The 17612-nt window shown below is 41.4% G+C and carries 16 protein-coding genes and 1 pseudogene; 7 read left to right on the forward strand and 10 right to left on the reverse strand.

Annotated features, from left to right (window positions below):
- The first annotated feature begins 6 nt into the window (after positions 1-6).
- The 5 genes from proB to HXV90_RS07450 all read left to right on the forward strand — a co-directional run bounded on the left by proB (position 7) and on the right by HXV90_RS07450 (position 4704).
- Positions 7-1101 (forward strand): glutamate 5-kinase, encoded by a 1095-nt coding sequence (gene proB / locus HXV90_RS07430; RefSeq protein ID WP_054550834.1) that lies wholly within the window; start codon positions 7-9, stop codon positions 1099-1101.
- A gap of 13 nt (positions 1102-1114) precedes the next feature.
- On the forward strand, positions 1115-2365 hold the full coding sequence (locus HXV90_RS07435) for a glutamate-5-semialdehyde dehydrogenase (RefSeq protein WP_269898734.1): 1251 nt from the start codon (positions 1115-1117) through the stop codon (positions 2363-2365).
- Positions 2366-2404: 39 nt separating this feature from the next.
- Positions 2405-3289, forward strand: coding sequence for a DMT family transporter (locus HXV90_RS07440; RefSeq protein WP_257961337.1), 885 nt, complete (start codon positions 2405-2407; stop codon positions 3287-3289).
- Positions 3289-4251, forward strand: a complete 963-nt coding sequence (locus HXV90_RS07445; protein ID WP_269898735.1) for a carbohydrate kinase family protein — start codon at positions 3289-3291, stop codon at positions 4249-4251. Before HXV90_RS07440 ends, HXV90_RS07445 begins: the two co-directional genes overlap by 1 nt.
- Positions 4252-4314: 63 nt before the next feature.
- On the forward strand, positions 4315-4704 hold the full coding sequence (locus HXV90_RS07450) for an RDD family protein (RefSeq protein ID WP_048390139.1): 390 nt from the start codon (positions 4315-4317) through the stop codon (positions 4702-4704).
- A 121-nt stretch (positions 4705-4825) separates the two neighbouring features.
- Here the strand turns inward: HXV90_RS07450 and HXV90_RS07455 are convergent, their stop codons facing one another.
- Together HXV90_RS07455 and HXV90_RS07460 are read right to left on the reverse strand one after the other, a co-directional pair.
- Positions 4826-5503, reverse strand: coding sequence for a hypothetical protein (locus HXV90_RS07455; protein WP_269898736.1), 678 nt, complete (start codon positions 5501-5503; stop codon positions 4826-4828).
- 100 nt (positions 5504-5603) lie between these two features.
- A complete protein-coding gene (locus HXV90_RS07460; protein ID WP_066037722.1) occupies positions 5604-6035 on the reverse strand; it encodes a GNAT family N-acetyltransferase in 432 nt (143 codons plus the stop codon).
- Between the two features lie 125 nt (positions 6036-6160).
- Between HXV90_RS07460 and HXV90_RS07465 the strand changes: the two genes are divergently transcribed.
- Complete coding sequence (locus tag HXV90_RS07465) at positions 6161-6613, forward strand: MarR family winged helix-turn-helix transcriptional regulator (RefSeq protein WP_004229576.1); 453 nt, start codon at positions 6161-6163, stop codon at positions 6611-6613.
- A 43-nt stretch (positions 6614-6656) separates the two neighbouring features.
- Here the strand turns inward: HXV90_RS07465 and HXV90_RS07470 are convergent, their stop codons facing one another.
- Positions 6657-8012, reverse strand: coding sequence for an aspartate aminotransferase family protein (locus HXV90_RS07470; protein WP_112117777.1), 1356 nt, complete (start codon positions 8010-8012; stop codon positions 6657-6659).
- Positions 8013-8152: 140 nt separating this feature from the next.
- On the opposite strand from HXV90_RS07470, the gene HXV90_RS07475 reads away from it, so the two are divergent.
- Positions 8153-9790, forward strand: coding sequence for a PucR family transcriptional regulator (locus tag HXV90_RS07475; protein WP_004229580.1), 1638 nt, complete (start codon positions 8153-8155; stop codon positions 9788-9790).
- Here HXV90_RS07475 and HXV90_RS07480 read toward each other — a convergent pair.
- The 7 genes and pseudogenes from HXV90_RS07480 to HXV90_RS07510 all read right to left on the reverse strand — a co-directional run bounded on the left by HXV90_RS07480 (position 9779) and on the right by HXV90_RS07510 (position 17608).
- Positions 9779-10605, reverse strand: a pseudogene (locus HXV90_RS07480) (ABC transporter permease). The gene HXV90_RS07475 and the pseudogene HXV90_RS07480 overlap by 12 nt on opposite strands.
- Positions 10606-10617: 12 nt before the next feature.
- A complete protein-coding gene (locus HXV90_RS07485) occupies positions 10618-11559 on the reverse strand; it encodes an ABC transporter permease (protein ID WP_009374228.1) in 942 nt (313 codons plus the stop codon).
- 16 nt (positions 11560-11575) lie between these two features.
- A complete protein-coding gene (locus HXV90_RS07490) occupies positions 11576-13129 on the reverse strand; it encodes an ABC transporter substrate-binding protein (RefSeq protein ID WP_259948687.1) in 1554 nt (517 codons plus the stop codon).
- A gap of 17 nt (positions 13130-13146) precedes the next feature.
- Complete coding sequence (locus tag HXV90_RS07495; RefSeq protein ID WP_259948686.1) at positions 13147-14118, reverse strand: P1 family peptidase; 972 nt, start codon at positions 14116-14118, stop codon at positions 13147-13149.
- Between the two features lie 3 nt (positions 14119-14121).
- Positions 14122-15135, reverse strand: a complete 1014-nt coding sequence (locus tag HXV90_RS07500) for an ABC transporter ATP-binding protein (protein WP_066037719.1) — start codon at positions 15133-15135, stop codon at positions 14122-14124.
- Positions 15104-16138, reverse strand: a complete 1035-nt coding sequence (locus HXV90_RS07505) for an ABC transporter ATP-binding protein (protein WP_048390127.1) — start codon at positions 16136-16138, stop codon at positions 15104-15106. The genes HXV90_RS07500 and HXV90_RS07505 overlap by 32 nt, the downstream gene beginning before the upstream one ends.
- A gap of 15 nt (positions 16139-16153) precedes the next feature.
- Entirely contained in the window at positions 16154-17608 is a 1455-nt protein-coding gene (locus HXV90_RS07510) for an aldehyde dehydrogenase family protein (protein WP_048390125.1), read from the reverse strand.
- Positions 17609-17612: the final 4 nt, after the last annotated feature.

Here is a 17612-nt window from a genome sequence, read left to right on the forward strand (position 1 = left end):
AGTGAGATGGAGAGAAAAAGAATTGTTGTTAAGATTGGTAGTAGCTCTTTAACGAATGTGAAGGGTGAAATCGATAAAGTTCGCTTAATGGACCATGTGCAGGCAATCGCCGAGTTGAAGAAATTGGGTCATGAAGTGTTGCTTGTCTCGTCAGGTGCTGTAGCGGCGGGTTTTAAACAACTAGGCTACCCTGCTCGCCCTGTGACAGTGAAAGGAAAGCAGGCAGCTGCTGCTGTAGGACAGAGCCTACTTATTCAAACGTACAGTGCCTTATTTAGTATTTATGATATCATGCCTGCACAGATATTATTGACGCGAACAGATTTTTCTAAAAAAGAATGCTATAAAAATGCCTATGCGACTTTCGAGGAATTGTTAGAACGATCCATGCTACCGATTATTAATGAAAACGATACAGTGTCAATTAGTGAATTAACCTTTGGAGATAACGATATGCTTTCAGCACTCGTCAGTGGACTTGTCCACGCAGATCAGCTCATCATTTTAACAGATATCAATGGCCTTTATAATGCCAATCCCAATAAAAACCCTCAGGCAGAGCGCATTGATCGATTAGCGGCTATTACAGATGATCTGCTAAGCTTTGCGGATGGTACAGGATCAAAGGTTGGCACAGGTGGCATGGCCTCTAAGCTTCTGGCGGCCCGAACAGCGCTACGTGCAGGGGTGAAGGTATTTATCGGAACAGGTCATGGTGCACAGAAGCTCGTCGATATTTTAGCAGGACAAGGTGATGGCACTTATGTGGAGCATGACGAGCTTGCTGTGTTAACAAATCATAAACAGTGGATTGCACTTACGGAAATTTCTGGTAAGATTTTTATAGATAGTGGTGCTGAACAGGCTTTAATGAATAATGGGAAAAGTCTATTACCTGCTGGCGTCTATCGTGTAGAAGGTGATTTTGTAAATGGTGATGTTGTTGAAGTCTATAGTGAGAAGGACTTACTAGGACGCGGCGAAGTACTGTACTCATCCCAAGAGCTTATCTCTGCCATGGGAAAACGGACTGATACATTGCTGAAAAGCCCTATTGAGGTAATTCACCGAGACAAATGGCTGAAAATTCAAACGAATTAAGGAGGAATGACAAATGACAAGTGAAATTCAAGAAAAAGGACAACGCGCAAAAGCCGCAAGCTACATGTTAAATATTAAAACAACCTGCGAGAAAAATGAGGCACTGAAAAAAATTGCAGAACAGCTATTAATCGATCAACCTGATATCATGGCTGAAAATGCAAAGGATTTGGCACAGGGTGAGCAGCAAGGTATTCCTGCGTCTACGTTAGATCGCATCATGCTCAATGAAGAACGGATTGCGGCAATGGCCGATGCCATTCATTTACTCATCTCCTTAAACGATCCAGTAGGTACAATTGTTGAACGCATTGAAAAAGACAATGGGCTGCGCATTGAAAAACGAATTGTGCCACTTGGTGTTATTGGTATGATCTATGAAGCTCGACCAAATGTCACGATCGATGCAGCAACACTTTCCCTAAAAACGGGCAATGCAGTTATTTTGCGTGGAAGCTCCTCTGCTAAGTTTTCTAATATGGCTCTTGTTGCAAGTATTCATCGCGCGCTTGCTAAAACATCCATCCCTACAGATGCTGTTCAATTAATTGAGGATACAAGCCGCGAAACAGCCAAAGAACTCTTCCATTTAAAAGAGTACTTAGATGTGCTCATTCCTCGCGGTGGCAAAGCCCTGATCGATTTAGTTGTCAATGAAGCGACTGTTCCTGTACTGGAAACAGGTGCAGGCAACTGTCACATTTACGTGGATGAAATGGCGGATTACATAAAAGCAGAAAAAATCTGTCTGAATGCTAAAACACAGCGTCCTTCTGTTTGTAATGCAGCAGAAAGCTTACTCATTCATCCTACTTGGTTTCAAGAACATGGCGTCCAGCTTTTAACGGCCCTTCATCATGCAGGTGTAGCCATCATCGGTGATGAGCCAGTATGTCAGCAATTTGCAGCTGCCCTTCCAGCTACGGCGGAAGATTATGCGACAGAGTTCCTTGATTTAAAAATAAGCGTTAAATTGGTGGAAAATGTCTATGAAGCGATTGAGCATATTCAATACTTTGGCACAAATCATTCTGAGGCCATCATTACAGAAGATCAATTAACCGCCGAGACGTTCTTAAACAATGTTGATGCAGCAGCAGTGTATCATAATGCCTCCACCCGCTTCACAGACGGCTTTGAATTTGGCTATGGTGCAGAAATCGGTATTAGTACACAAAAGCTACATGCCCGTGGACCAATGGGCTTGCCTGCATTAACATCAACAAAATATGTTATTCATGGCAACGGCCAAATTCGTGAATAGTTCTTATAGTTTCATAAAATAATAGAAGGAAGGTTTCGTATGAACATCTCAGCAATCATTAAACTAACAGTCTCCATGGCACTGTTTGGTTCCATCGGCTTTTTTACCGTTCACACTGGTGTTCCCGCTACAGAGCTTGTCTTTGTTAGATGCATTTGCGCAACCCTCTTTCTAGGTGGTATGTGGCTCATCACTGGTGGACATAAAACAGAGGTATGGGATAAGAAAGAAATTTTTCAAACGCTTATTTGCGGTGTCTTTATTGTGTTAAACTGGGTATTTTTATTTAAAGCCTTTGAGGAAATGTCCATTTCAATTGCCATTTCCATCTATAATTTAGCCCCCATATTTGTGTTAATTTTAGGCGCTATCTTTTTGAAGGAAAAAATGACCATTCAGGCACTTGTCGCAACAATCACTTGCTTTATCGGTAGTATTTTTATCATCGGTCTCAATAATTTTGTGTCGTTCTCAGAATTTATGCAATCTGGCTTTATCTGGGCATTACTGTCAGCAGTATTTTATGCCCTTACAATGCTAACAAGCAAAACGATCACGAAGCTTAGCTCGTATGCGTTAACCTATATTCAAACAACAGTTGGAATCGTGATACTACTGCCTTTTATCAACTTCTCGCTGTTTGATGGATTAACGTCAACCAATTGGTTTTATATACTCGGCACAGGCTTTATTCATACAGGATTTGTTTACTATTTATTTTTTGATAGTATTCGTAGCCTGTCTACGATTCTTGTCTCTGTATTGGTTTTTGTCGACCCTGTTGTCGCCATTTTACTGGATATGCTATTGCTTGATTTTATGCCAAGCTTTACGCAAACGATGGGGATCCTTCTCATTTTCGCTGGTATTTTTTATACCATTTATGTTCCTAAGAAAAAGCGACTACCACAGGAGGTCTCATAATGGGCAAGCTCTTCACAATTGGAGAATTATTAATTGACTTTACACCGACACAGCAGCACGGCTCCCTAGCCAACATTGAGCATTTTACTAAACATGCAGGAGGGGCACCTGCCAATGTAGCCGCTGTCTGTGCAAAGCTAGGACAGCAGGCGGCCCTTCTTACACAAGTCGGTCAGGATGCCTTTGGTGACTTCCTAATCAAAACGTTGCAGCAAGCAGGTGTAGATACACAGTTTATTCGTCAATCAACGGATGGTGAAACAAGTCTTGCCTTTGTTTCATTAAATGAACATGGCGAACGAGATTTTCAATTTTATCGCCGACATGCTGCAGATCTCTTATACAAACAGGAATACCTCCCCTCGCAGCTATTAACAGCGCACGATATCGTTCACTTTTGCTCTGTTAATCTTGTAGAGAGTCCTATGAAACAAGCACATCTTGCCCTTATTGAACAGGCACATCAAGCAGGAAGCCTTATATCCTTCGATCCGAATGTGCGCCTTCCTTTATGGCAGGATAAGACGGCGTGTTGTGAAACCATTCTAGCCTTTTTACCAAAAGCCCATATTGTCAAGCTTTCAGAGGAAGAACTGTTGTTTTTAACAACTCTAGAAGATGAACAGGAAGCTGTTCAAACGTTATTCAAGGGATATGTAGAAGTTATTATCATTACACATGGTGCTGCTGGGGCTGCCTTATATACGAAAAAGCATCATATGAAGGCTCCTGCTAACAAGGTACAAACCGTTGATACAACTGGGGCTGGTGATGCTTTTATTGGCGCGATTTTAAGTCAATTTCTTCATCATCAACTAACAGTAGATCAAGTGGTAGCTCATTGTGAACAGTATGCAATGTCTCTGCTATCTTTTGCAAACGGATATGCGGGCATTTCAACAACAAAGCATGGGGCAATTCCATCCTATCCTGTACTTTCATTAGATATGAATCTAGGATAAATCGAAACTTTTTGTCCTTATTGTTCGTATGTACTAGTGACAGGTCATTAAAGGAGGGCTTATATGGAATCGATGACAAAAAAACGCACAGCTGCATTTTTAATCGATACAGCTGTTTCAACAGCTGTCACGTTTGGGGTTGAATACTTCCTACGAAAAAAAGTAAAAAATGAGGCTGTTCATGCACTCGTTACGCCAACCGTGGTATTGTGGGCGCTAGAATATGCACAACTCCGTAAAAACGGACAAACGATTGGCTACAAAGCAATGGGATTGACACTCGAAAATGAAGATGGTCGTCCATTATCAGAATGTCAAATTATTAAACGCATGGCTTATCGAGACACTATCAGTACGTTCGATTATCTAAAAGATCGCCAAGCCTTCGAGCAGCAGCATGGTCAACGTCTTCCTCATGATAGCTTTGCAGGTACGGTTGTAAAGAAAAAATAAAGGAAAGCTGCCTTATCGTTTGGGCAGCTTTCTTTAATTGGAACATTTTGCCAAAGTGTTAATCTTCCTGATCGCCTAACCATTACAGAAAGTAGCATGCAATTCTCTTTAGAGAAGTACGCTAATCTTTGGAAATAAACTGCTGTATATCATTCGATAAAATCGCGTTTTCTGACGGAAACCAAAAATAAGTAGTACCATCAAATTGTATGCCATATTGAAAAGCAATGGCATCGTCTGTATAAAGGAGTACATCATAACGGTTCGTATCCCCATTTGGCTCAAAGGATGGGGCTGGTTTACTATTGACTAAAATTGCCTTTATAGCTTCCATGTCAGATTGGTCTGTAAAGCTAGCCGTTTTCCGATTGCCTTCTTCCGTAGATGAGTAGAATTCTATTTTCTTCACTTCTTCTAATGGAACCTGATCAAAATTCCGTCGCGGCGGAGCTTCAGCTCTTTTCATATAAATTCGATAGCCATTAATAACCGACTGATCCTCTACCGCAATGGCATCGTCCAGACCCTTTATCGCATAAAGCTTTGTTCCCTTCTCATGGAAGGCTGCATCGCCATCCTTAAAGCGATAGGAAGTTCTTTTGATATGATCTGCCACTTTAAAATCAACTTCCCCTATTTCCTTATCAATGAATGAACGATCGGCTAACGCTACTTCATATACAGCTTCATATTGCTTACCATCCCATTCGATTAAATCAACCCATTCGATGATGACTTGACTACCGCAAGCAGTCAGTAACAACAAACACATGATACAAAGGCATATCCATTTCTTCAACAACATCCCCCCTTTCAGCAGTAGACCCGAGCAACGATTAAAAAGTTACAACGTATGACGCTAAGTCTGGCATTTTCTATAATCGTGTGAATTTCGTCTGCTACCAGTATTTCTTCATTAAAATATGGGGGATGCCACAATCCATAAATTCTTCACCTTCACGCTGATAGCCTAATTTTTCATAAAAGCCTTCTGCATAGGACTGAGCATTTAATTTTGCTTTTGTTAGCCCTTTATCTCGAGCAATTTGCTCTAGGCCCACAATAACTTCCTTACCAAGGCCATATTTGCGGTATTCTTCTAATATACAAATACGCTCCAATTTGCCATAGTCCTCTACAACTCGAAGTCTCCCTGTTCCAACAGGTTGCTCATTGTAATACACCAAAATATGATCGCATGGAGCATCCAGTGCATCAAATTCATCATATTCTTCTTCCTCAGGGACTTGCTGCTCTTCAATAAAAACGCTTCGTCTAAAATCAAACGCTGTTTGTAATTCTGCTTCAGTTGTCACTTTTTTTATAGTCATTACTATTCCTCCTAGTTTCTCCTGCCTTATCATCTTCTCTAGGTGCAATTTCACTTTGAAGATGATAGTATTAGTATAGAATGATTTTTATTGCAATTACAACAAAAATCTCAGGAGGATCGAACATGAAAGAAATCTTACGTGAAATAGGTGCCATAGCACGGGCATTAGACTCGATAAGCAATATTGAATTCAAGGAATTGGATTTGACAAAGGGGCAATATTTATATGTCATCCGTATTTGTGAACATCCAGGTATTATTCAAGAGAAAGTCGCAGAGCTATTGAAGGTAGACCGTACAACGGCTTCACGAGCTATTCAAAAATTGGAGACCAAAGGCTTTATTGAAAAACGAATTGAACAAGGTAATAAGAAAAATAAATTACTTTTTCCTACAGCTAAAAGCATGGACATCTATCCTTTTTTAAAACGGGAGGGCGAATATTCCAATGCTCGTGCGCTTGAGGGGTTTTCTAATGAGGAGATTAACTGCATTCACAGTCTTCTAACACGTGTGTTGCATAACATCGAAATTGACTGGGAAGAGGTGAAGAAAGGGCATAAACGACAGTATTAAAGGCGATTCCTCGTGTTTTTCGCACATTTGGAATCGCCTTAGGCTAGACATTGGCTGCAAATACTCGTTTTAATACAGCAACCATAAAATCAAAGTCCTCGTCTGTACAGCACAGCGGTGGACTTAACGTAATGATATTATTGAAGCCTTCAACTGTATCACCATTTCTTCCAATAATTAAGCCATTTGCTTGACAATCAGCCATGATTTTCGCGATTAGCTCAGGCTTAGCAGGTGTTTGAGATTGTTTATCTTCGACCAGCTCGATGCCAATGAGTAACCCAAGCCCACGAATATCGCCAACGAAAGGCAGCTCTAATAGGTCTTGCAAATCATGTAGGAATTGAATACCCAAATCTCTTGCTCGCTGCACAAGTCCTTCCTCCTCCATGATTTTTATATTTTCTAAAGCCACTGCACAAGCTGCTGGATTGCCCCCAAACGTATTGATATGGCGAAAATGACTATAGCCGTCCGTCTCTTTAAATTTTTCATAAATGTCTTTCCGTATAGCTGTAATGGATAGTGGTAGGTAGGCACTCGTTAATCCTTTCGCCATGGTAATGACATCTGGTCGAATATCAAAATGCTGATGGCCAAATAGCTTACCTGTCCGTCCGAAGCCACAAATGACTTCATCCATGATGAGTAATACTCCATGCTTTCTACAAATGCGCTCGACTTCTTTGACATAAGTTGGATGTGGAATAAGCACTCCACCACCCGTGATGAGTGGCTCCATAATGACAGCCGCAATGGTTTCTTTTTGCTCCCAAATAATTTTTTCTTCCATTTCTCGGGCAAGTGCTAGGCTGTATGCCTCAATTGACTGCCCTTTTGGACGACGATAGTGATCAGGTGGAGCAACATGTAAGAAGCCCGGTGTCAGCGGCTCGTACTTAAATTTACGTAATGCCTGACCTGTAGCTGCTAATGCCCCAAGTGAACTGCCATGATAGCCCCGATAACGAGCAATGATTTTGTAGCGGTTCCCTTCCCCATTTTGTTGATGGTATTGACGTATTAACTTAAATGCTACTTCATTCGCATCTGAGCCACTAGTGGAATAAAACATCATATAGTCATCATCAAGTAAGCTGTTTATTTTTTCAGCGAGCCTGATGGCAGGTTCATGGCTTTGTGTTAAAGGAGCATAGCAAAGCTTTTTTAGCTGCTCATACGCAACCCTAGCAAGACGCTCACGCCCATACCCTACATTCACTGCCCATAAGCCTGACATGCCATCTAAAAAGCGATTGCCTAAACTATCTGTAATCCATGCCCCTTCTCCCTGTTCAATAATGGGAGGTGCTTTGTCGTTATAGATAGACATGTGATGCCAAATGTTTTCATGATCTTTTTGCTGTAAAGTATGTGTAAACTGATCGTTTCGCTCCATATCATGACCTCCAATCGTGTATCATCGGTGTCTTTTTGTCTATCACCATTTTCCCTATTAAGCTAGTTAATATTGAAATTTTCTGATTTCTCTAACATAATGAAATAGACATTGTACATTCGAAGGGCAGGTGCTAATTGATGTCGAAACATCCTCTACTCGTACGTGATGTCCTCAAGCGCAAGCATTTTGAATCGGCGAAACTTATTGCAGGGCAGCACGGCCTAGATCGCCAAGTATTGTGGACACATATATTAGAAATTAAAGATTTTGAAACCTTAATCAATGGTGGTGAATTAATTTTAACCACGGGTGTCGGTTTACAGCTAGAACGAGAAACACAAATAGCCTACTTACAAAACCTTATTCGTAATGAGGCAGCTGGTCTTTGTATAGAAATTGGCGACTATTTTGACCATGTTCCCGTAGAATTGATTGCCATGGCAAATGCCCATCATTTCCCTATCATCATCTTTGAAGAAATTGTACGATTTATTGATATTACGCAAGATTTGCACACGTACATAATTAATCAACACCAGCAGGCACTTACACAGCTAGATACACTATCCAAAACTTTTATGGAATTATCATTAATGCCAAATGGTATTTTAAAAATATTACAAGTGCTCCATCAAGATACAAATGCTCCCTTTCTATTTGTTTCAGAAGATACAAAAAGCTTTTATTATCCTATGGAGGCTAAAAAATACTTACGTGTCATGGAGGAGCATTGTCAGCAGTTAGAACTACAAGAGCCCTTGCACCTTCTATCCTTGGGTAAAGACCATTTTGTCATTATTCCTGTTAATGGACTTGGACAAGTGTGGGGCTATTTATGTATGCATTCTGAACTGCCAAAGCAGAGTGATTACACCTTGTTAAATCTTGAACGAGCAACTATGTCAATTGCCCATATTTTAATGCGTAACCGCATGCTTCAGGAGCGACAGCAAAGCCGGGAAGATGAATTCATACTAGCCTTAATTCAAGGTCAGCCAGTAGATATTCAATACTACCAAAGCTATTTACCAATCGAAAGTCGTAATTTATTTTACCGAGTCGTCGTGTTCAATCTACATGATGAAGCCAATACTGTACCTGAAGAAGAATGGCAGGAAATCCAGCTACAAAATGCCATGTATGTTCGTTCGATTCTGAAAAAGCTTGGATTTTTCCCTACTGTTTCAGTAAGACAGCACGAGATAATTATTTTAGCCTTTTTCATTGCCGCAGATTATATGAAAGACAATCGCGACGCTTTTGATCAAGCAATTTCACAAATCATTGCAAGAAAAGCAGCACAATTTTTTGAGCAACTTACCCTTAGCTGTGGTATTAGCAATGTCTATCAAACGATCGAAAGTGTTCATCTGGGCTATAAGGAAGCCAAATCAGCCATCCAAATGCAGCATCATCAATTGACGAGCTCCATCTATTATAAGGATTTAGGTGTTTATCGATTGTTATTACAGCAGGATCAAACAGCTCTCCTACAATTTGTAAAAGATTATTTACAGGAAATTTTAGTATTAGATCAAAAAAGTAGCCATGATTTATTTCAAACATTAGCTGTTTATCTGTCCTGTAATGGAGCTAAAAATGATACAGCAGAACAGCTGTTTATTGTCCGTCAAACACTTTACAAACGAATAGAACGCTTAGAAAGTATACTAGGTGCTGATTTTTTACAAGCTCCCCATCGCCTCAATATTGAGATGGCAGTTAAGGCATATGAACTGTTGCAAAAGACAGCACCTGATCTATTACGATTTTGAACGCGGGTCCATAAAATCTCGTAAAGCATTACTGAGCATGTATAAGCCTAAAACAAGAATCGTAATGGCTCCTCCAGGGGCATACGTATACCAAGGGGCACCGATTAAATAGGCTTGTGAATCTTTTAACATTCTACCCCAGCTAGGGTTTGGTGGCTGTACCCCAAGCCCTAAATAGCTCAGTGCTGCCTCGGCTAACATTGCTGTCGCAAAAGTCACGGTTGCTGCCACAATAATTTGCGACGAAATGTTTGGCAAAATATGACGAAACATGATGCTATAAGGCTTAACACCAATTAATTTCGCTGCCAGCACATATTCCGAGTCACGTTGTTGCACAAAGCCACTGCGGGCAATCCTCGCAATAGCAGGTATCGCGATAATCCCCAGCGCTATCGCTGTATTCGTTATTCCTGGGCCGAATACTGCTACAAGCATTAATGCTAAGATGATTCCTGGAAAGGCCATTAAAGCGTCCATCGTACGCATAAATATTTCATCGATCCAGCCACCAACATAGCCTGCAATTCCGCCTATGAGAATACCAAATATCGTTCCAATCGCAACCGTTAATAGACCCACGGCAAAGGCTGTTTGTGTCCCCTTCATAATGCGACTAAAAATATCTCGCCCAAATTCATCTGTTCCAAACATATAGGCACCACCTGGACCACGCAATTTTTCAGGTATATTCATCGCGTTGACATCATGGGGTGTATAAAAAAGCTAACAATCATGACGAGCAGAAAGCCAACAATGACGAGGAGACCAATGACTAAATTGATTTTTTTAGTATAGCGCTGTAATTGTTTCATGGTAGTCACCTCTTAACGTAATCGAATTCTAGGATCCAACACAGAATATAAAACATCGACGATAAAATTAATCATGACGACAGCTACTGTAATATACATAACGATCCCTTGTACGAGTGGAAAATCACGATTACTGATAGCCGTAATCAATAACTGACCAATCCCTGGCAATGAAAACACCTGCTCCACAATAATCGTTCCTGCCACAACCTCCGCCATAATCAACCCAAAAACCGTCAATATCGGAATCATGGAATTTTTCAAAACATGCTTATACATTACATTTTGTTCAGACATCCCTTTACTGCGTATCGTACGGACATAATCGAGCTGGACCTGCTCCAAAATGGCTGTACGAACATAACGAAAATTCACCGCAATTTGTGGAATCGCAATCGTTAAGGCTGGAAGTATTAGGGTACTGAGCGCCCCTGCTACACTTTGTGTCCAAGGTATATAGCCACTTATTTTAAAGAAGCTGAACTGTAGGCCAATGTAAAGAATAAGCATCATCCCTAGCCAAAAGGAAGGCACTGCCATACCGATCTGGGTTACAGTCGATAATGACACATCACTTAATTTATTTTGTCTTCTTGCTGCAAACATCCCTAAAGGTAATGAGATGATTAAGACAATGATAAGGGTGAGCCCTGCTAATGACATGGTGACAGGAAGTCGATCAAATAGTAATTCTTTTACTGGCATGGAAAATCGAATGGAATTCCCTAATTGCCCTGTCAATAAGCCCTTCATCCAATCCACATATTGTTCATAAAGAGGACGATCCAAGCCAAGCTCAGATCGTAAATTTTCAATTTGAGTGGGATCCGCCTCTGTTCCTAGCATTGTGCGAACTGGATCACCAGGTAAAATTTGAAAAACACCAAATGTAATAATGGATACTAGAAGGATGGTTGTTATTAACAGGATGATTCGACGTAGGATATACATCATAAGCACTCATCCCTTTCTAGTTTGAAAACTTGACCTCTGACATATCGTGGAACCAGAATGGATAGCTCTTGAGCCCCGTCACCTGTTTGTCAGATCCCCAAACGATTTGATAATCCGCAATATACACTGCTGTTGCCTGCTCAGCTAATATTTCCTGTGCACGATGATAGTACTCTATTTGCTTGGCTTGGTCGGTTTCCTTTAAAACATCAGCCATAATTTTGTCGTATTCTTCATTTTTAAATAAGAAGAAGTTTTCACTATCGTTTGTAGAAATGTAATCATTCAACACTTCAAAAGCAGATGCACGACCTGTTAAGTCAATCGTTGTCATTGCATAGTCACGACCAAAGTAAACGCGATCTAGCCAAATTCCCCATTCCACTACTTCAATTTCTACATCAATTCCGATCTCTTGTAGATTAGCTACGACAATTTGTGCAATATTTGAGTAAATATCATTGTGTGAAGACACTGTAATTTTTGTTTTAAAGCCATCCGGATATCCTGCTTCTGCTAATAACGCCTTCGCTTTTTCCACATCTCGCTCATACATGCTTTCTAAGCCCTTCTTTTGGAAATCGCCCATCGCTGGACTCATATTAGAGCCAAGTGGCACAGCATAGCCTGCAAACACAGAGTCAATAATATCGGCTTTACTAATTGCGTAATTGATTGCTTGACGAACCTTCACATTGTCAAATGGTGCCTTTGTTTCGTTAAATGTAACAATAAGAGAAGAGTTATTATTTTGGTGTGATAAATTATAGCTTCCCTCTACCTCGCTCACACGGTGCCAAGGAACACTCGTTAAATCAACTTCGTTTGCCATTAAGCTCATAATGGCTGCCTGATCATCTGATTGGAAGGCAAAGGTTACTTTATTCAAATAAGGTAATCCTTCTTGCCAATACTGTTCATTTTTCTTAAGCTCTAAATTTGTACCTGGTGCATATTTCACAAAGGCAAATGGACCTGTACCAATTGGATTTTCATTATGCTTCCCATCATTGCTCTTTGGAATAATAGCTGATTGTCTGCCTGTTAATGAATACAAGAAATTTGAATTTGGCTCTTTTAGCTTAATCACAAATGTACTTGCATCAGGCGCCTCTGTAGATGCTACATTATCAAAGCTATTGGACATTTTTTCCCCACCATTTTTCCCCATTAAACGGTCAAAGGAATATTGAATATCCTCCATCGTTAAATCATCACCATTATGAAACTTCACACCTTGGCGAATTTTAAACGTATAGGTTAAGCCGTCCTCAGAAATTTCATAGCTTTCAGCAAGTCCCTCCTTTAAGGAGCCATCCGTTTCAGGAGCCATTAGCCCCTCAAAGATATTTAGAATCATTTGATAAGAAATGGACGCTGTCGCTTTATGTGGATCTAAAAAATCTGGATCATCATTCACACGTACAACAATTTCCTGTGGAGCATCTGTTGCCGCTTGACCATCTGTAGTACCTGAAGTAGTCGTTTTCTCTCCATCACTTGAACACGCTGCCATAACGATTGCCATTAACACTGTTAGTAGTATCAATCCGCTTTTTTTCCATTGCATGGCTGTTCCCCCTTTTTCTAAGTGCTTGTCTTTTGAATGCTTGTATAACTCTCAACATCCGCCAATCGTTCAGCGGCTTTAATGCCAGCCAGAATTGCTTCCTCCATCACCTTTGTCGCTAGCTGGCCTAAATAATCAAGTGCATAGGATTGATCCCCTGTACCAAGCACAAAAATCGTATCGCCATCCAGCATTGTATGAACAGGATAAATCGTGCGTGCTAAGGCATTTTGCGTAAGCTGCGCAATCTTTTTAGCCTCAGCCTTCGTTAGCTTGGCATTCATTGCCACAACACCAATGGTTGTATTTGTACCCGCTAAAGCCTCTGATTGTGCATGTTGCTCTAAATAGGCACAGCAATCCACCCATTGACCAGAATGCGTATCTCTTGCTCCAGCTAAAATTTTCCTCGTTGTAGGGTCCTTGACATCTCCAACTGCATTGACAGCCACGATAGCACCTGCTACAAGACCATCTTTTCCCGCATAGGAAGCACTACCAAGCCCACCCTTCATTGCAAATTCTGGACCAGCTAATTTGCCTACAGTTGCTCCGTAGCCTGCGCCTACATTGCCATTTGGAAATGAGCCAACTTGTGCCGCTTGTGCCGCTTCATAGCCCATTAGTGCTGTAGGTCGTGCATGTGGATCACCGATAAACAAGTCAAAGAGTACAGCACTTGGTACAATCGGTATTTTCGCTACTCCTGCATCTACCCCAATCCCTTGCTCCTCTAAAAATTGCATGACGCCTGTAGCAGCATCTAACCCAAACGCACTACCCCCAGCTAAACAAATAGCATGAACTCGGTCAATTTCATTGATGGGATCTAACGCATCTGTTTCACGAGTACCTGGTGCAGAGCCTCGAACATCCACTCCACAAACTGCTCCGTTTTCCACTACTAGCACCGTACAGCCTGTGATGCCCTCCTTGTTCTCGCGATGTCCTACCTTAACACCTGGCACATCCGTTATATTGACAAACATTCTTCACACCTCACTTTTTAAATAATTATAATTTTCTGATTTTTTATCATATAAAAAACAGGCTACTCGTTGATGATCATTTTCATTGTGAAGCTTCGGTCTCTCCTGATGGCATCTTTCCATCACATGCGGGCAACGTGTATGAAAGACACAGCCAACAGGTGGATTCATCGGACTTGGTAACTCGCCCTGTAAAAGTATTTCTTGCTTAGGCTCATCAAAATTAACAACTGGTATTGCAGATAGTAATGCTTGTGTATAGGGATGCAACGGATTGGCATATAGCTCCTTCTTTGTCCCAATCTCCACTACTCTACCTAAATATAGCACTGCCACACGGTCACTAATATGCTTCACAACACTTAAATCATGTGAAATAAATAAATAGGTTAATTGAAATTCATCCTGTAAATCCATCATGAGATTGAGCACTTGTGATTGCACCGACACATCCAGTGCTGAAACGGGCTCATCGGCTATAATGAATTCTGGATGAATCGCTAATGCCCGTGCAATCCCAATACGCTGCCGCTGCCCACCAGAAAATTCATGTGGAAATTTATGCATGGCATCCTCAGGTAGCCCTACCTTTTGTAATAGCTCCTTCACACGCTCTTTGCGTTGCTCCTTCGTCAAGGTTAATTGTAGCTTCATCGGCTCTTCGATTATAGAACCGATTCGCATCCGAGGATTGAGAGAGGCAAAGGGATCTTGAAAAATCATTTGCATTTGATTTCGGTAACTTTGTAGCTTATTCCCCTTTAAATGCTGGATGGGTTGTCCTTTATATAGCACTTCGCCTGCTGTTGGTTCAACGAGCTTTAAAATTGTTCGCCCAAAGGTGGATTTTCCTGAGCCTGATTCACCAACAATTCCAAGTGTTTCCCCTCTATAAATCTCAATCGAAATATCATCAACCGCTTTTATGACCTTTTTCTCTTCCTTCATCGATTTACGCTTCACAGGAAAGTAGGCTTTTAAATGATTAATTTCCAGCAAAACTTCTTTCTCTGTCATGAGCCAGCTCTCCTTTCTCCGTGAATAAATGACAGCGTACCTTATGTGCCTCCTGAATGTGATGAACAGCAGGTTGCTCCTGATGACAATGTGCCAGCGCATGGGGACAACGTGGCGCAAAGCGACAGCCGTCAGGTAATGCATACGCAGGTGGCACAGTACCAGGAATCGATGGTAGCCTTTTGACATCTGTTTCAAGGCTTGGCATCGTCTTTAAAAGCGCTGTGGTATAAGGATGCTGTGGATTTAAAAAGAGCTCTCTTACTGGGGCCTCCTCGACAATCTGTCCCGCATACATCACCATAACGCGGTCAGCTGTCTCTGCAACAACGCTCATATCATGGGTAATGAATAAAATGGCTGATCGATGCTCTTCCTTCATTTTTAGCATCAGCTTTAAAATCTGTGCCTGAACCGTGACATCAAGTGCAGTAGTTGGCTCATCCGCAATCAATAGCTGCGGATTATTCGACATTGCGATGGCAATCATAACTCGTTGTCGCATCCCGCCTGAAAGTTGGTGAGGATATTCAGCGATGACCTTTTCTGCATTCGCAATCCCGACTTCTTTTAAAAGCTGTAGCGCTTTATTCCATGCCTCTTTTTTCGATACCTTTTGGTGTCTTCGTATGCCTTCAATCATTTGATTGCCAATCGTAAAAACGGGATCTAAAGAGGTCATGGGCTCTTGAAAAATCATACTAATTTCATTGCCCCGTATACGGCTCATTTCTTTATTTTTATAGGTAAGTAGATTTTTACCGTTTAAAGTGATAGAACCTGACGTAATTTCTCCTGGAGGTATAGGCAGCAACCGCATAATGGCTAAGGATGTAATACTTTTGCCACTTCCCGATTCACCAACCAGTGCAACGGTTTCTCCTTTATGAATAGTAAAATTCACATCTTCCACAACTTTTGCCTCTTTGCCATTTTTTAAATGGAATTTAATTGATAAGTGATTGACCTCTAAAAGCACATCTTTGTCTTTTGGCTGTTCCATATGCGTCCCTCCATCTCAGTGTTGATTAGGTGGTGCATAGCGTATAGCGATATTTTTCATTTGCGTATAGTTTCGCAGTGCAACAAAGCCCTTCTCTCGACCAATTCCGCTTTTTTTATAGCCTCCAAATGGCATTTGAATGCCTCCAGCAGCCCCATAATTATTGACAAATACTTGTCCCGCCTGCACACGACTTGCCACATAGTGAGCCGTATCGATATTTTGTGACCAAATGCCCGCCACTAGGCCATAGTCCGTACTATTGGCTAATGCGATGGCCTCCTCTACAGTCGAAAATGTCAAGACGGTTAACACTGGACCGAAAATTTCCTCCTGAGCTAATGGATCATTTGGATCAACACCATCAAGTATAGTTGGCTGAACATAAAAGCCGTTCTCATAGCCTGCCAATGTCAATGGTTCCCCACCCGTCACAACATAGCCATCTACCTTTGCTTGCTGTAATAATGCAGTGATTTTTGTATATTGTTGTTCATTCAGTAACGGTCCCATCTCCATATCTGCTTCACCTGGTCCTACTTGGATCACTTGGAACCTTTGGGCTAATCGGGAAATGAAGGACTCTTTTATTCGTTCCTCAATGAGTAAACGTGCCCCTGCTGAACAAGTTTGACCAGCATTTTGAATAATCGCACGTACAACTCCCTCTAATGCCTGCTCCATGTTAGCATCCGCAAAAACAATATTAGGAGATTTACCACCAAGCTCTAATGTCACAGGCACAACATTTTCAGCAGCCGCCTTCATCACCGCAATTCCTGTGGGAACAGAACCTGTAAACGTAATATGATTAATATCGGGATGTGAAGTTAAATAAGGACCAACTTCTCGTCCCAAGCCCGTAATATGCTGGAAAATCCCTTTCGGCAACTTATCGGCGAACCATTCTGCAATGGCATGTGTTGTTAGCGGTGTATCCTCCGCACTTTTCACAATGACTGCATTACCAGTTGCTATAGCGGCTGCTACACTTCTTGCCGTAATTTGAATCGGATAATTCCATGGCACAATATGTACCGTAATGCCCACTGGCTCTAGCACTACTGCATTTAAAAGCCCATCCTCAATCGGAATTGTATCTCCCATCACCTTATCCGCTGCACCACCATAAAATTCAAAATAGCGTGCCGCTGCTTCAATATCTGCTCTTGCCTGTGATAAGGGCTTTCCTACATCCCGACATTCTAGCAAACTCCATTCCTCTGCATGCTTACGAATATAATGTGCAAATTCGATCAATAACTGCCCACGTTCATAGGCTTTCCATTGACGCCAGTCCTCACGTTCAAAGGCTACACGGGCTGCACGTACTGCCTCTTCTACATGTTCTTTACTCGCGTTGCTAATTTGTGCAATCACTTCACCCGTTGAGGGATTCTTAACATCGAGGTATGTCTGAGCATCACCGTGAACCCACTCACCATCTATCAACATAGGAATTTTTTTCATTGTA

It is taken from the genome of Lysinibacillus sp. JK80 (assembly GCF_027557635.1).
Taxonomy (GTDB): domain Bacteria; phylum Bacillota; class Bacilli; order Bacillales_A; family Planococcaceae; genus Lysinibacillus; species Lysinibacillus capsici.

Coding starts and splice junctions, on each gene's coding strand:
- HXV90_RS07465 (WP_004229576.1), top strand. CDS start 6,161: ATGAAAGAAATCTTACGTGAAATAGGTGCCATAGCACGGGCATTAGAC.
- HXV90_RS07435 (WP_269898734.1), top strand. CDS start 1,115: ATGACAAGTGAAATTCAAGAAAAAGGACAACGCGCAAAAGCCGCAAGC.
- HXV90_RS07485 (WP_009374228.1), bottom strand. CDS start 11,559: ATGATGTATATCCTACGTCGAATCATCCTGTTAATAACAACCATCCTT.
- HXV90_RS07450 (WP_048390139.1), top strand. CDS start 4,315: ATGGAATCGATGACAAAAAAACGCACAGCTGCATTTTTAATCGATACA.
- HXV90_RS07505 (WP_048390127.1), bottom strand. CDS start 16,138: ATGGAACAGCCAAAAGACAAAGATGTGCTTTTAGAGGTCAATCACTTA.
- HXV90_RS07500 (WP_066037719.1), bottom strand. CDS start 15,135: ATGACAGAGAAAGAAGTTTTGCTGGAAATTAATCATTTAAAAGCCTAC.
- HXV90_RS07495 (WP_259948686.1), bottom strand. CDS start 14,118: ATGTTTGTCAATATAACGGATGTGCCAGGTGTTAAGGTAGGACATCGC.
- HXV90_RS07470 (WP_112117777.1), bottom strand. CDS start 8,012: ATGGAGCGAAACGATCAGTTTACACATACTTTACAGCAAAAAGATCAT.
- HXV90_RS07460 (WP_066037722.1), bottom strand. CDS start 6,035: ATGACTATAAAAAAAGTGACAACTGAAGCAGAATTACAAACAGCGTTT.
- HXV90_RS07475 (WP_004229580.1), top strand. CDS start 8,153: ATGTCGAAACATCCTCTACTCGTACGTGATGTCCTCAAGCGCAAGCAT.
- proB (WP_054550834.1), top strand. CDS start 7: ATGGAGAGAAAAAGAATTGTTGTTAAGATTGGTAGTAGCTCTTTAACG.
- HXV90_RS07490 (WP_259948687.1), bottom strand. CDS start 13,129: ATGCAATGGAAAAAAAGCGGATTGATACTACTAACAGTGTTAATGGCA.
- HXV90_RS07445 (WP_269898735.1), top strand. CDS start 3,289: ATGGGCAAGCTCTTCACAATTGGAGAATTATTAATTGACTTTACACCG.
- HXV90_RS07510 (WP_048390125.1), bottom strand. CDS start 17,608: ATGAAAAAAATTCCTATGTTGATAGATGGTGAGTGGGTTCACGGTGAT.
- HXV90_RS07440 (WP_257961337.1), top strand. CDS start 2,405: ATGAACATCTCAGCAATCATTAAACTAACAGTCTCCATGGCACTGTTT.